The sequence below is a fragment of the Mesorhizobium monacense genome (assembly GCF_056781675.1).
In genome coordinates, this window is sequence record NZ_CM165567.1 from 6596306 (window position 1) to 6610158 (window position 13853).

The 13853-nt window shown below is 63.9% G+C and carries 12 protein-coding genes; 10 read left to right on the forward strand and 2 right to left on the reverse strand.

Annotation, left to right across the window (positions count from 1 at the left end; genetic code table 11):
• Positions 1 to 500 precede the first annotated feature (500 nt).
• From AC1RUK_RS31620 to phoB, 6 genes are all read left to right on the forward strand, one after another.
• Positions 501 to 1529: a PstS family phosphate ABC transporter substrate-binding protein gene (locus AC1RUK_RS31620; RefSeq protein WP_436169501.1), complete on the forward strand. Its 1029-nt coding sequence runs from the start codon at positions 501 to 503 to the stop codon at positions 1527 to 1529.
• 89 nt (positions 1530 to 1618) lie between these two features.
• Positions 1619 to 3079: a phosphate ABC transporter permease subunit PstC gene (gene pstC / locus AC1RUK_RS31625; protein ID WP_481837491.1), complete on the forward strand. Its 1461-nt coding sequence runs from the start codon at positions 1619 to 1621 to the stop codon at positions 3077 to 3079.
• A complete protein-coding gene (gene pstA / locus AC1RUK_RS31630; RefSeq protein ID WP_436169499.1) occupies positions 3076 to 4392 on the forward strand; it encodes a phosphate ABC transporter permease PstA in 1317 nt (438 codons plus the stop codon). Before pstC ends, pstA begins: the two co-directional genes overlap by 4 nt.
• Positions 4393 to 4407: 15 nt before the next feature.
• Positions 4408 to 5232, forward strand: a complete 825-nt coding sequence (gene pstB, locus AC1RUK_RS31635) for a phosphate ABC transporter ATP-binding protein PstB (protein ID WP_006203874.1) — start codon at positions 4408 to 4410, stop codon at positions 5230 to 5232.
• 38 nt (positions 5233 to 5270) lie between these two features.
• Entirely contained in the window at positions 5271 to 5981 is a 711-nt protein-coding gene (gene phoU / locus AC1RUK_RS31640) for a phosphate signaling complex protein PhoU (RefSeq protein ID WP_481837490.1), read from the forward strand.
• Positions 5982 to 5997: 16 nt separating this feature from the next.
• Positions 5998 to 6687, forward strand: coding sequence for a phosphate regulon transcriptional regulator PhoB (gene phoB / locus AC1RUK_RS31645; RefSeq protein ID WP_006203872.1), 690 nt, complete (start codon positions 5998 to 6000; stop codon positions 6685 to 6687).
• A 27-nt stretch (positions 6688 to 6714) separates the two neighbouring features.
• On the opposite strand, the gene AC1RUK_RS31650 is transcribed toward phoB, so the two are convergent.
• Both AC1RUK_RS31650 and AC1RUK_RS31655 read right to left on the reverse strand, forming a co-directional pair.
• Entirely contained in the window at positions 6715 to 7068 is a 354-nt protein-coding gene (locus AC1RUK_RS31650; RefSeq protein WP_481837489.1) for a DUF6881 domain-containing protein, read from the reverse strand.
• Between the two features lie 28 nt (positions 7069 to 7096).
• The gene (locus AC1RUK_RS31655; protein ID WP_436169496.1) at positions 7097 to 8338 is read right to left on the reverse strand and encodes an ROK family protein; all 1242 of its coding nucleotides are present in this window, start codon (positions 8336 to 8338) and stop codon (positions 7097 to 7099) included.
• A gap of 266 nt (positions 8339 to 8604) precedes the next feature.
• Here AC1RUK_RS31655 and xylF point away from each other — a divergent pair, with 266 nt between their 5' ends.
• From xylF to AC1RUK_RS31675, 4 genes are all read left to right on the forward strand, one after another.
• The gene (gene xylF, locus AC1RUK_RS31660; RefSeq protein WP_481837488.1) at positions 8605 to 9645 is read left to right on the forward strand and encodes a D-xylose ABC transporter substrate-binding protein; all 1041 of its coding nucleotides are present in this window, start codon (positions 8605 to 8607) and stop codon (positions 9643 to 9645) included.
• Positions 9646 to 9793: 148 nt separating this feature from the next.
• A complete protein-coding gene (locus AC1RUK_RS31665; protein WP_481837487.1) occupies positions 9794 to 11125 on the forward strand; it encodes a sugar ABC transporter permease in 1332 nt (443 codons plus the stop codon).
• 12 nt (positions 11126 to 11137) lie between these two features.
• Positions 11138 to 11935, forward strand: a complete 798-nt coding sequence (locus AC1RUK_RS31670) for an ATP-binding cassette domain-containing protein (RefSeq protein WP_481837486.1) — start codon at positions 11138 to 11140, stop codon at positions 11933 to 11935.
• A 132-nt stretch (positions 11936 to 12067) separates the two neighbouring features.
• Positions 12068 to 13687, forward strand: coding sequence for a CHASE domain-containing protein (locus tag AC1RUK_RS31675; RefSeq protein WP_481837485.1), 1620 nt, complete (start codon positions 12068 to 12070; stop codon positions 13685 to 13687).
• Positions 13688 to 13853: the final 166 nt, after the last annotated feature.

Consider the following 13853-nt stretch of genomic DNA (forward strand, 5'->3'; position numbering starts at 1 on the left):
CCGTCGCACGCGATTTGCTCGCGGCGCCCCGGAAAACGCCGGGTGACCCAAAGGTATGGTGCGATCGCACCATACCAAAATCGGCGACCAGCCGTGACAATGGGTGCATCGAATTTGGCTCCCTCGGTTACGGGCGGGAGCAGCGACCGCCGACTAGAACAGCGTCGAATCTACCCCAACGGACCTGTTTTCGGCGATGGCTCGGCCATGACACGCTCTGGCCACGGGCAACGCGTTTCCGTCCGGCTTTTCTTTTCTCGGCGGCGCGGCTCGTGCCGCCGAGGCAGACGAGGCTAGAAAATCCCGCAAGTACCTGATTCCTGCGGCAAACCTCCGATGCGCCGCCAAGGCTGGAAGCCGGCGGTTTCCGACATGGCTGTCAGACGTTACCGGGCTGACATGAAACTGTCATGCGACTGTAATAATCGGGAGCTATTGGCCTCACCGGGCGCCTAGGACAAGGGTGCCGAGAGACCATCTTCCGAACAGGAGCAGGCCACATGAAGAAATTTCTCCTCACGGCGTCGGCCGCAGCGCTTGCGCTCGCCGCGTCGTCCGGCTTCGCCGCCGCGCGCGACCAGATCCAGGTCGCCGGGTCGTCGACCGTGCTACCCTATGCCAAGATCGTCGCCGAGCAGTTCGGCGAAACCTTCACCAACTTCAAGACCCCGGTGGTCGAGTCCGGCGGCAGCGGCGCCGGCATCAAGGAATTCTGCAAGGGCGTCGGCGAAGACACCATCGACATCGCCAACTCCTCGCGTCCGATCAAGAAGGACGAGCTGAAGTCCTGCGCCGACGCCGGCGTCAAGGAAGTCCAGGAAGTCCGCATCGGCTATGACGGCATCGTCTTCGCCACCGACATCAAGGGTCCGGACTGGGCGCTGGTTCCCGCCGACATCTACAAGGCGCTCGCCGCCAAGCTGGTTGTCGACGGCAAGCTGGTCGACAACCCGAACACCAAGTGGAGCCAGGTCAATCCGAAGCTGCCCGACTGGGATATCGCCGCCTACATTCCGGGTGAAAAGCACGGCACCCGCGAAGTGTTCGAGACCAAGCTTCTCGACGCCGGCTGCGACAAGGACGCCATCAAGGCCGCCGGCGTTGCCGACGCCAAGGAAATCGGCAAGACCTGCATCGCCATCCGCAAGGACGGCAAGGCTGTCGACATCGACGGCGACTACACCGAGACTCTCGCTCGCATCGACTCCAACAAGACCGGCGTCGGCGTGTTCGGCCTCTCCTTCTACGAGAACAATGCCGACAAGCTGAAGGTCGCCACCGTGGAAGGCGTCGTGCCTTCGACCGAGACGATCGCCAGCGGCAAGTACCCGGTTTCGCGCCCGCTGTTCTTCTACGTCAAGAAGGCGCATCTCGGCGTCGTTCCGGGCCTGAAGGAATATGTCGAATTCTTCCTCGACGACCAGATGGTCGGCCCGGAAAGCCCGCTCGCCGAATACGGCCTCGTGCCTGCTCCGGACGCCGAGCGTCAGGCCCAGCGCGACGCGTTCGCCGCCGGGAAGTCGATGTAATCTATCTTCCAAACCAGGGCGCGGACAAAGTCCGCGCCCTGGTTTTATCGCCTGCCGCATTGGCGCTAAGCTTCCCCGGGGGTGGGTCCATGTCGTCCTTGCTCGTACTGGCCGTTATCGTTGCCATCGGCCTGGTTGCATTCTTCATCGGCCGGCAGCGTGCCTCCACGCATGATAATGGTACGGTGAAGCCACATTCACGCGCCCACTATCACGGCTGGTGGGCTTTCCTGCTCGCCGTCCTGCCCGCCCTTTTGCTGCTTGCCGTCTGGACCATTGGCTCTTCCGTCTATCTCGACCGGCACATTCATGCCGCCCTGCCGGAGCGTACGGCCGACAGCAAGGTTGCCAGCGAGGCGCTTGATGTCAGCCTGGTGAAGAGCCTGGCCAAGGGCTTGCGCCAACTCGACGGCAACACTGTGCTGCCCGCCACCTTTGCCGAGCTGCAGCCGCTGCTTGCTGCCAAGGGCGTGGCGCTGGCATCGGATACGCAGGACTACATGATCCCGATCGCCGTCGAGACGAACAAAGTCCAGGGCATGCTCGGCCTGTTCGGCGCGGTCATCACGCTTGCTTTGTCGATTGCCGGCGCCCTTTATGCGCTGAGGCAGATCGCACCGCGGGCGCGCGCCAGGAACAATGTCGAGAAGCTGATGCTGTGGGGGCTGCTCGCCGCCTCGACCATCGCCATCCTGACCACTGTCGGCATCGTGCTGTCGATGCTGTTTCAGACGATCACCTTCTTCGAAAGCGTGTCGCCGATGAGCTTCTTCTTCGGCACCGTGTGGGATCCGCGCTTCGCCGCCGCGGGTTCGGGCGGCAGCCAGGGCCAGTTCGGCCTGATCCCGCTGCTCGCCGGCACGCTCTACATCGCCGCCGTTGCCCTGCTGGTGGCGGTGCCGGTCGGGCTGATGTCGGCGGTCTACATGGCCGAATACGCAACGCCCAAGGTGCGCGGGGTGGTCAAGCCGGCGCTTGAACTGCTCGCCGGTATCCCGACCATCGTCTACGGCATCTTTGCCGTTGTCACGCTCGGGCCGTTCCTGCGCGATCTCTCGGCGGCGCTGACCGGCGGCTCGCCCTTCATCCAGGGCCAGAGCATCTTCACCGCCGGCCTGGTCATGGGCGTCATGCTGATCCCGGTCGTGTCCTCGCTGTCCGACGACATCATCACCGCGGTGCCGCGCGCCATGCGCGACGGCTCGCTCGGTCTCGGCGCAACGCGCTCGGAAACGATCAAGCGGGTGATCCTGCCGGCGGCACTTCCCGGCATCGTCGGCGCCATCCTGCTGACCGCTTCGCGCGCCATCGGCGAGACGATGATCGTCGTGCTGGCGGCCGGCGTCGCCGCCAACCTCACCGTCAACCCGTTCGAAGCGATGACCACCATCACCGTCAAGATCGTCAACCAGCTTACCGGCGACCTTGAGTTCAATTCGCCGCAGACGCTGGTCGCCTTCGCGCTCGGCCTCACGCTGTTCGCGCTGACGCTGGTGATGAACATCGTCGCGCTGTACATCGTGCGCAAATACCGGGAGCAGTACGAATGACCGACATCCCCATGGATACGATGGTCCGGGCGGCGGCTCATCCGCGCCGCGACATCGGCCTCAAGGCCCGCTACGCCGCCGAACGCCGCTTCCGCATCTATGGCGCGCTGGCGATCTCGGTCGGCCTGGCGTTCCTCGCCATCATGCTGATCACCATCGTCTCGAAGGGCTACACCGCCTTCTGGCAGACGACGGTGACGCTGCCGATCAGCTTCGACGAGAAGCTGATCGATCCGTCCAACAAGCGCGCTACCGATCCGAGCGTGCTGATCAAGGCAAATTATCCCAAGCTCGCCGAACGCGCGCTGGTGGCCAAGCTCGGCATCGATCCCAGCAACAAGCCGATGGTCATGAAGCTCAAGGGCTTCCTGTCGGAAGGCGCCCGCGTCCAGCTGCGCGACATCGTCGCCGCCGACCCGTCGGTCATCGGCACGACGCGCGACGTCAACATCCTCGCCGCCGCCAATCTCGACTCCGCCTTCAAGGGCCAGATCGACCTCAGTGTCGAGGAGGCGCGCCGCAAGGTCTCGGACCAGCAGATCACGTGGATGAACAAGCTCAAGGCCGACGGGGCGATGGCCGAGCACTTCAACACCGGCCTGTTCTCCTATGGCGCCTCCAGCCGCCCGGAAACGTCGGGCATGGGGGTGGCGATCATCGGCTCGTTCTACATGATGGTGATCGTGCTGCTCTTGGCGCTGCCGATCGGCGTCGCCGCCTCGATCTATCTTGAGGAATTCGCCAAGAAGAACCGCCTCACCGACCTGATCGAAGTCAACATCAACAATCTGGCAGCGGTGCCGTCGATCGTTTTCGGCCTGCTCGGGCTTGCCGTGTTCATCAACTTCCTCGGCATGCCGCGTTCGGCCGCTTTCGTCGGCGGCCTGGTGCTGACGCTGATGACGCTGCCGACGATCATCATCGCCACGCGCGCCGCCCTTGCCGCGGTGCCGCCGTCGATCCGCTCGGCAGCACTCGGCCTCGGCGCGTCCAAGATGCAGATGGTGTTCCAGCATATCCTGCCGCTCGCCGCCCCCGGCATCCTCACTGGCACCATCATCGGGCTGGCGCGTGCGCTGGGCGAGACCGCGCCGCTGCTGCTGATCGGCATGGTCGCCTTCGTCGCCGACTATCCGAAGACGCCCTTCGATCCGGCGACGGCGCTGCCGGTGCAGATCTACATGTGGGCCAACGAGGCCGAACGCGCCTTCGTCGAGCGCATGTCGGGCGCCATCATCATCCTGCTCGTCTTCCTCATGGCCATGAACATCACAGCGATCGTGCTGCGGCGCCGCTTCGAACGGCGCTGGTAAAAGAAGGCATCTGGTATGAACATCATGACCGAACAGTCCCTCGAAAATGCAGTGGGCGACAAGATGAACGCCAAGTCGAACGAAGTGATCAAGATGCGCGGCGACAAGGTCGGCGTGTTCTATGGCGACAAGCAGGCGCTGTTCGACGTTAATCTCGACGTCCGCCTCAACCAGGTGACGGCGCTGATCGGCCCTTCCGGCTGCGGCAAGTCGACCTTCCTGCGCTGCCTCAACCGCATGAACGACACCATCGACTCGGCGCGGGTGACCGGCAAGATCACGCTGGACGAAGAGGACATCTACGACAAGAACATCGACGTCGTCGAACTCAGGGCCCGCGTCGGCATGGTGTTCCAGAAGCCCAACCCGTTCCCGAAGTCGATCTACGAGAACGTCGCCTACGGCCCGCGCATCCACGGGCTGGCCAAGCGCAAGGCCGACATGGACCAGATCGTCGAATCGAGCCTGAAGAAGGCGGCGATCTGGAACGAGGTGAAGGATCGCCTGCAAGAGCCCGGCACCGGCCTTTCCGGCGGCCAGCAGCAGCGCCTGTGCATCGCGCGTGCCATCGCCGTGTCGCCGGAAGTGATCCTGATGGACGAGCCCTGCTCGGCGCTCGACCCGATCGCCACGGCCCGCGTCGAGGAGCTGATCGACGAGCTGCGCCAGAATTACACGATCGTCATCGTCACGCACTCGATGCAGCAGGCGGCGCGCGTGTCGCAGCGCACGGCCATGTTCCACCTCGGCTATCTGGTCGAGGAGGGCGCCACCGACAAGATGTTCACCAACCCCGACGACAAGCGCACGCAGGACTACATCACCGGCCGGTTCGGCTGAGCGGTCCGGCGGCAATTTTCAGGCACGAGGACAGGATCATGGGTGAACATCATACCGTCGCCTCTTTCGACGAGGATCTCGGGGCGATCAGCAAGCTGATCTCCGACATGGGCGAACTGGCCGGCTCGATGGTCGGCGGGGCAACCCGTGCATTGCTGACATCGGACAATGCGCTGGCGCAGCGCGTCGTCTCAGACGACGCCATCATGGATGCGCGCCAGCGCGAGCTGGACGACCGCGCCATCACGCTGATCGCCAAGCGCCAGCCGATGGCCAACGATCTGCGCGCGGTGGTCGGTTCGATCCGCATGGCCGGCGATCTTGAGCGCATCGGCGACCTTGCCAAGAACATCGCCAAGCGCGTCGGCACCGTCGGCCTCAGCGTCACGCCGCGCGACCTCTCGCACTCCATCGATGTGATGGCGCAGCTGGTGCTGGTCCAGGTGCAACGGGTGATCGAGCAATACGCCGCCGCCGACGCTGCGGCACTCGCCAAGCTTCGGAACGACGACGAGCGCATCGACGTCAAGTACACGTCGGTGTTCCGCGAGCTGCTGACCTACATGATGGAGGATCCGCGCAACATCACGGCCTGCACGCATCTGCTGTTTTGCGCCAAGAATCTGGAGCGCATCGGCGACCATGTCACCAACATTGCCGAGAACGCCTACTACGTTCTGACCGGCTCGCAATTGCCCGCCAATCGTCCCAAACAGGACGAGACGGCGATGTCCGCGCCGGCGGCATGACAGGGGTAACCGACCGATGATCGCGCCACGCATCATGGTGGTGGAGGACGAGGAGCCGCTGGGGGTGCTGCTCCGCTACAATCTGGAGTCCGAAGGCTACCAGGTCGAGGTGGTGACGCGCGGCGACGAGGCCGAGATCCGCCTGCAGGAGAATGTGCCCGATCTTCTGGTGCTCGACTGGATGGTGCCGGCGGTTTCCGGCATCGAGCTTTGCCGGCGCCTGAGGATGCGGCCCGAGACCGAGCGGCTGCCGATCATCATGCTGACGGCGCGTGGCGAAGAGAGCGACCGCGTGCGGGGCCTCTCCACCGGCGCCGACGACTATCTGGTCAAGCCGTTCTCGACGCCGGAATTCATGGCCAGGGTCAAGGCGCTGCTGCGCCGCGCCAAGCCGGAAGTGCTGTCCAGCATGCTGAAGGTTGGCGACATCGTGCTCGATCGCGAGTCGCACCGGGTCTACCGCAAGAAGAGCGAGATCAGGCTCGGACCGACCGAGTTCCGACTGCTCGAATTCATGATGCGGCATCCGGGCCGGGTGTTTTCGCGCAGCCAGCTGCTCGACAATGTCTGGGGCGAGACGATCTATATCGACGAGCGCACGGTCGACGTGCATGTCGGCCGGCTGCGCAAGGCGGTCAACAATGGCCGCATGCCCGACGTCATCCGCACCATCCGCGGCGCCGGCTACGCCATCAGGGAAGATTAGGACCCTTCCATCCCGACAGATCGGGATTCACGCGCTACTTTCTAAGCGAGACAGTACAGCCCACAGAGCATCGAACTCGGGTTTGGTGGTCTCGCGGGTTTGCGCGCCATCTGGGTCGTCGACCTCTCCCACCGGCGGCAGTTCCCCTTCGGGCAAGTGATCGCCGTCGAGACCGCCGGGATAGGCGAGGAGCACGCGACCATCTGCGTAAATGTGCATTGCCCGACAACCAAGATTTTCGGCGTCGCATTCGAAGTAGGACACGACGGGAAGATCAGTTTCACGGGACGAGACATCGGCGCAAGAAAGCCAACGGACTGGCGGGCCGAAGTCCGGCAGGTAATATGTCACGCCATGCCGGTTACGGTAGCTCTTCATCATAGACGCTCACGATTGGGGGTCTGACGTTTCAGGCAACGCTCTTGCCGGCGACCGTTCGCTGCTGGACGCCCGGCGCAAAAATCTCCTGGTCGACGAAGCCGAGCGCGCGCATGGCGCAGCCCTCGCGGATCAGCGGCAACTCATTCGGCTCGGTGTCGAAGGAGATCGATTTCGAGTGCTGGCCGCCGGCAGTCTGGGCAATCGCCTCGCGCAGCGCCGGTTCGATCAGATCGAAGGCGGCGGCGCCGACGCCGACCATGGCGACCGGTGCCGGGTCGATCAGTGCGAACAGGCTGCCAAGGCCGAAGCCGAGCGCCTCGCCGGCCTTGCGATAGGCTTCGCGCTCCGGGCCGTCGGTCTCGCGCGCCCGCGCGGCGAGCGCGCGCATGTCGGCATCGCCGACATCGACCGGTTCGGCATCCTCGCTCATCATCCTGGCGTTGCGCCAGATGGCATAGTTGCCGGCATAGGCCTCGACGCAGCCGCGCCGTCCGCAGCGGCAGAGCGCACCGCCCGGCCGGTGGATCATGTGGCCGAACTCGCCGCCGGACGAATGAGTGCCGGTGAACAGTTCGCCCTTCAGCACCAGCCCCATGCCGATGCCGTGCGAGAGCAGGATGGCGATGAAATCGTCGCGGTAGCGGTCGGGATCGCGCCATTGCAGCGCCACCGCCATCATGTTGCAGTCGTTTTCCATGGTGGCGGGAATGCCGAATTCGCCTTCCAGAATGTCGGCAAAGGGGATGTCGGTCAGCGACGTGATCGGCGACCACAGCATGGCGCGGGCATGGGTGTCGGTGATGCCCTGGATGCCCATCGCGATGCGGGCGACGCTGCGCACATCGAGGTCCGGATCCTCGAACCGGCGCCGGACTATTGCCGTGCATTCGCCGATCAGCTCGTCGCGCGGCATGGTCAGCGTGTCGAGGCGGCGCTGTTCCTCGGCAATGACCTGTCCGGCATAATCGATGACGGCGACGGAGAGGAAGTTCAGCGACAGCACCACGGTCATCACCGCCGTGGCTTCCGGATTGAGGCCGAGGCCGACCTGCGGCCGGCCGCGCTTCAGTGAAGCCGTCTCGCTCGGCTTGCTCTCGGTGAGGATGCCTTCCTGGATCAGGTCCGACGAGATCGCCGAAATGGTCGAATGGCTGAGGCCGGTGGTCGCGGCGATCTCAGTCCGTGACGGCTGGCCGGCCCGGCGCACAGCCGAAATCACCATCGCCCGGTTGCGCCGGCGTAGATCGTCGTGGCGGATTCCAACCGACATGGCCTGCGTTCCTCCCTGCCGCCGCAGCCTTTCGTGACGTCGAAAGCCGTCGACGCGCTCATTGAATATTGGCAGAAGTGGGAAGCCCTGTCATTTATTTATTCCGAGACTCGAAAAAAAGTCACCGACCCATCAAAATCCATCAGAATCGATGTTGACAGCGCTTCATCGTTGCATCAGTATTTTTTCGAGGCTCGAAAAAATAGAGCCTTGTGCCGACCTTCGGGTCAGTTTTGTCGCGCCGCGCGCGGCGCAGGGAGGATATCATGAAGAAATTTGCAGTCGCCATGCTGGCGGGTGTCGCCATGTCGCTGACACTGGCGTCGGTCGCGCAGGCGAAGGACAAGGTCATTGGCGTGTCATGGTCGAACTTCCAGGAAGAGCGCTGGAAGACCGACGAGGCGGCAATGAAGGCGGCGATCGAGGCTGCCGGCGACAAGTACATTTCCGCCGACGCGCAGTCCAATCCCGGCAAGCAGCTGACCGACGTCGAAAGCCTGATCTCGCAGGGTGCGAATGCGCTGATCGTGCTGGCGCAGGACGCCTCGGCCATCGGGCCGGCGGTGCAGAAGGCGCTTGACGAAGGCATTCCGGTCGTCGGCTACGACCGACTGATCGAGAACAAGGACGTCTTCTACCTGACCTTCGACAACAAGGAAGTCGGCCGCATGCAGGCCCGCGAAGTGTTCAAGGTCAAGCCGGAAGGCAACTATGTCTTCATCAAGGGTTCGGGCGCCGATCCGAACGCCGATTTCCTGTTCGCCGGCTCCATGGAAGTGCTGAAGGAAGCCATCGACGGCGGCAAGATCAAGAATGTCGGCGAGGCCTATACGGATGGCTGGCTGCCGGCCAATGCGCAGAAGAACATAGAACAGTTCCTGACCGCCAACGACAACAAGGTCGATGCGGTGGTGGCGGCCAATGACGGCACCGCCGGCGGTGTCGTTGCCGCGCTGACGGCTCAAGGGTTGGCCGGAACCGTTCCGGTCTCGGGCCAGGACGGCGACCACGCCGCGCTGAACCGCATCGCGCTCGGCACGCAGACCGTGTCGGTGTGGAAGGACGCGCGCGAGCTCGGCAAGAACGCCGCCGAGATAGCCTCGCAGCTGGCCGACGGAAAGCAGATGACCGACATCGCCGGCGTCAAGGACTTCACCACGCCGGGCGGCAACACCGTCAAGTCGCTGTTCCTGACGCCGGTCGCGATCACCAAGGACAACCTCAATGTCGTCATCGACGCCGGCTGGATCAAGAAGGACGAGGTCTGCGCTGGTGTCGCCGCGGGCAGCGTCGCGGCCTGCAACTAAAGCCGGCCGATACCGGTAGCGAGTTCGGCGCCGCGGCCCTAAAGCCGCGGCGTTTCTCAAAGGGGCTTTCCGCTTCAATTGAGCCGGGAAAGCAAATAGCATCGTGTTCCGGCAACCGCGCCAGACGGCAGACCGGTGGGAGGACATCATGACCGATACGGCTTCCAACACGCCGGTCGCCAATGCGGCCGCGGATCGGGCGCGGGCTGCCGAGCTCAGCGCCGTCGGACGTTTCCTCAAGGCAACCGAACTCGACACGCGCATGCTCGGCATGGTCGGCGCGCTGCTGGTCATCTGGATCGGCATCCACCTCCTGTCGGGCGGCCTTTTCCTGACGCCGCGCAATCTGTGGAACCTGTCGGTGCAGACCTCGTCGGTGGCGATCATGGCGACCGGCATGGTGCTGGTCATCGTCATGCGCAACATCGACCTTTCGGTCGGCTCCGTCGAAGGCGTGATCGGCATGATCATGGGCGTGGCGCAGGCCGAATTCCTCATTCGGGTCATCGGCTTCCAGCTCGGTAATCCCTGGCTCTGGATCATCGCACTCGCCGTCGGCGTGGCGCTCGGCCTTTTGATCGGCGCGTTCCAGGGCTTCATCATCGCCTATATGGAGGTGCCGGCCTTCATCGTGACACTGGGCGGCCTGCTGGTCTGGCGCGGCATGGCGTGGCTGATCACCAGCGGCCGCACGGTCGCGCCGCTCGACGCCACCTTCCAGCTGATGGGCGGCGGCCCGCGCGGCTCCATTGGCGCCACCGCCAGCTGGATCGTCGGTGTCGTGGCTTGCGCGGCAGTCGCCTTCGCGTTGCTCAACGGCCGCTCGCAGCGCAAACGGTTCAACTTCCCGCTGCGCCCGGTGTGGGCAGAGACATTCCTTGGCGTGGTCGCCTGCGCCGCCATCCTTGGCGCGGTGTGGATTGCCAATTCCTATCCATGGCCGGTCGGCATCGTGCGCCAGTATGCGCAGCAGAACGGCATCACCATTCCCGAAGGCGGCCTGTTCATCGCCCATGGCATCGCCATCCCGGTGCTGATGGCGGTCGCGGTAGGCATCGTCATGACCTTCATCACCAGGCGCACCCGTTTCGGCCGCTACGTCTTCGCCATCGGCGGCAATCCGGAAGCGGCGGAACTCGCCGGCATCAACACCCGCTGGGTAACGATGAAAGTGTTCATGATCATGGGCGTGCTGGCGGCGATCAGCGCGGCGATCTCGTCGGCGCGCCTCAACGCCTCGACCAATGCGCTGGGCACGCTGGACGAGCTTCTGGTCATTGCCGCCGCCGTCATCGGCGGCACGTCGCTGGCCGGCGGCTCCGGAACCGTGCTTGGCGCCATGCTCGGCGCGCTGCTGATGCAGTCGCTGCAGTCCGGCATGGTGCTGCTCGGCATCGACTCGCCGCTGCAGAGCATCGTCGTCGGTGCCGTGCTGGTCGTCGCCGTCTGGCTCGACACCGTCTATCGCAAGCGAGTCTGAGGAGGACGCGCCATGGAAAAGACTACTCCCACGGGCACCCCGCTGATCGACATGCGCAACATCTCGATCGCCTTCGGCGGTATTCGCGCCGTCGATGATGCGTCGATCGATCTCTTCCCGGGCGAGGTGGTGGCGCTGCTCGGCCATAACGGCGCCGGCAAGTCGACGCTGATCAAGATCCTGTCCGGCGCCTACAAGCGCGATGCGGGCCAGATCTTCGTCAACGGCGAGGAGGCTTCGATCTTCAACCCGCGCGACGCCAAGAAATACGGCATCGAGACGATCTACCAGACGCTGGCGCTTGCCGACAATGTCGACGCCGCCGCCAACCTGTTTCTCGGCCGCGAGCTGATGACCGGCTGGGGCACGCTCGACGATGTCGCCATGGAGGCCGAGGCGCGCAAGGTGATGGGCCGCCTCAATCCACGCTTCCAGCGCTTCAAGGAACCGGTGGTCAAGCTCTCGGGCGGCCAGCGGCAGTCGGTGGCGATCGCGCGCGCTATCCTGTTCAATGCCCGCATCCTGATCATGGACGAGCCGACGGCCGCACTTGGGCCGCAGGAAACAGCCCAGGTCGGCGAACTGGTCAGGCAGTTGAAGGCCGACGGCATCGGCATTTTCCTGATCAGCCATGACATCCATGACGTGTTCGAGCTTGCCGACCGGGTCTGCGTGATGAAGAACGGCCAGGTCGTCGGCACAGCGCGCACCAGCGACGTCACGCAGGACGAGGTGCTCGGCATGATCATCCTCGGCAAATGCCCGCCCGGTGCCATTCCCGGGCCAGGCGCACTGAAAATTGCGGCCTGAAGCACAAAGTAAGCCGGCTAATTATCTTCTATGCGATATGCCAGCCGTCATGATGGTTTGGCCGCGCCATTGTGTTGGCGCGGGGACTTGCCCATAAAAGGGGTCCGAATCGCCCATGGACAACACCATCCATTGAAGAAGTTTTTCCCGATCGTCGCCTTCATCGCCGTCGCGCTGATCAGCCTGACGATGGCGGGCTTTGCCTATTTCGCCACGCAGGAGGCGGCGCGCATCAAGTTCGCGGCGACGGCGGATGACGCGCTCAATCGCATCGAGAGCCGCATCGATCTGCATCTGTCGCTGCTGCGCTCGACCCAGGCGCTGTTCGACGTCCGCAACGGCGACATTTCGCGCGGTGAGTTCAAGGCTTTCTTCAGCGCGCTCGATGTCGACAGCAATTTCGCCGGACTGCGCGGCATCGGTTATCTCAGGCTGGCCAAGACCGGCGACGAGGCCGCGGTCGAGCGCGACATACTGCGCGACCAGGGTGTCGCGCATGCGGTCTATCCGGCGACGACGCAGCCATGGCGCACACCGATCGTGCTGTTCGAACCGATGGACCCGTCCAACGAGGCCAGCATCGGCTTCGACATGTTCACCGAACCGGTCCGGCGGGTGGCGATCGAAAAGGCGATGGCCGACGACCAGCAGCACGCAAGCGGCCTGATCCAACTCGGCCAGGGGACGGGTGCCGCGCAAACCTTTACAGGCTTCCTGGTCTTCGTGCGGCTCAATGTCGAGACCGCGCCTGATGTCATCAACGCCACGCGCTCCTCGACGGCGGGTTTCCTCTATGCTGCCTTCCGCGCCCGCGACCTGTTCCAGATCGCGCTTAGCCGCGCGCCGCTGCTGCCGGTCAATACCGAAATCTATGACGGCGAGGTGGATGCCGGAAATCTTCTGTTCCAGTCTGAGACGCCGCCGGTTTCGATATTCGGCGACCGGCTGCTGGTCACCCGCAAGATCGTCGTGGCCGGGCGGCCATGGACCGTCCTGTTCAGGCCGACAAGCGCCTTCTCGCAGCCCTCGTCGCGCGCCATTCCGGTGATGCTCGGCCTGTTCGGGCTACTGCTTGCCGGCGCCATCGCGTTGGTGGCCCGCTTTCAGGAGCGGGCCTATGACGCGGTTTCACTGCTGCACGAGACGACCGAAAAGAGCCTGCTCGAAAAGGACCTGATGCTGCAGGAGATGAAGCATCGCATCAAGAACTCGATCACCAGGGTGCTGGCAATCGCCCGCCAGACGGCCTCGCACGCCACCGACGTGAAGGAGTTCTCGTCATCCTTTTCGGCCAGGCTGCAGGCGATGGCTGCTTCGCAGGACATGCTGACGCGCTCGCGCTGGCAGAAGGCCGATCTCGGCGACCTGCTGCGCATCGAGCTTGGCCAGGTGTTCGGCAAGGAGCTTCCCGAGGGGATATTGTCGGGGCCGGAAGTGCTGCTCGACGAGACGACGACGCAAGCGCTCGGCCTGACCTTCCATGAGTTGGCGACGAATGCGCTAAAATATGGCGAGGCCGGCAATTCGGTCGGCGCGCTCAAGGTCGACTGGTCGGTCGAAGGCCGTGGGCATGACAGGACGCTGGCGCTCAACTGGCGTGAAACCGGGGGCAAGAGGCTGGAAGCGCCGGTCAAGACCGGCTTCGGCACCAAGCTGATCGATCTCAACGTCACGCGCGAATTGCGCGGTACGATCAAGCGAGACTTTCAGGCCGACGGGCTGAGGGTGAAAATCAGGATCCCATTGGTCTGAATCGCTGGCCGGCTCTAGAGCGGTTCATCGTTGCACGGAAACGCAGAACCGCTCTATCTGTTTGTTTTGACGCAATTCCGGACGGAAAACCGTTTCACACTTTTCCTGGAATTGCTCTAACTATTTGTTTTTATGCAATTCCGGACGGAAAACCACGACGCAGAAA

What these genes read in the sequence shown, in the direction of transcription:
- phoU (WP_481837490.1), top strand. Translation starts at nt 5,271, where the DNA reads ATGGGTGAACATCATACCGTCGCCTCTTTCGACGAGGATCTCGGGGCG.
- AC1RUK_RS31665 (WP_481837487.1), top strand. Translation starts at nt 9,794, where the DNA reads ATGACCGATACGGCTTCCAACACGCCGGTCGCCAATGCGGCCGCGGAT.
- xylF (WP_481837488.1), top strand. Translation starts at nt 8,605, where the DNA reads ATGAAGAAATTTGCAGTCGCCATGCTGGCGGGTGTCGCCATGTCGCTG.
- AC1RUK_RS31650 (WP_481837489.1), bottom strand. Translation starts at nt 7,068, where the DNA reads ATGATGAAGAGCTACCGTAACCGGCATGGCGTGACATATTACCTGCCG.
- pstA (WP_436169499.1), top strand. Translation starts at nt 3,076, where the DNA reads ATGACCGACATCCCCATGGATACGATGGTCCGGGCGGCGGCTCATCCG.
- AC1RUK_RS31670 (WP_481837486.1), top strand. Translation starts at nt 11,138, where the DNA reads ATGGAAAAGACTACTCCCACGGGCACCCCGCTGATCGACATGCGCAAC.
- pstB (WP_006203874.1), top strand. Translation starts at nt 4,408, where the DNA reads ATGAACATCATGACCGAACAGTCCCTCGAAAATGCAGTGGGCGACAAG.
- phoB (WP_006203872.1), top strand. Translation starts at nt 5,998, where the DNA reads ATGATCGCGCCACGCATCATGGTGGTGGAGGACGAGGAGCCGCTGGGG.
- pstC (WP_481837491.1), top strand. Translation starts at nt 1,619, where the DNA reads ATGTCGTCCTTGCTCGTACTGGCCGTTATCGTTGCCATCGGCCTGGTT.
- AC1RUK_RS31655 (WP_436169496.1), bottom strand. Translation starts at nt 8,338, where the DNA reads ATGTCGGTTGGAATCCGCCACGACGATCTACGCCGGCGCAACCGGGCG.
- AC1RUK_RS31620 (WP_436169501.1), top strand. Translation starts at nt 501, where the DNA reads ATGAAGAAATTTCTCCTCACGGCGTCGGCCGCAGCGCTTGCGCTCGCC.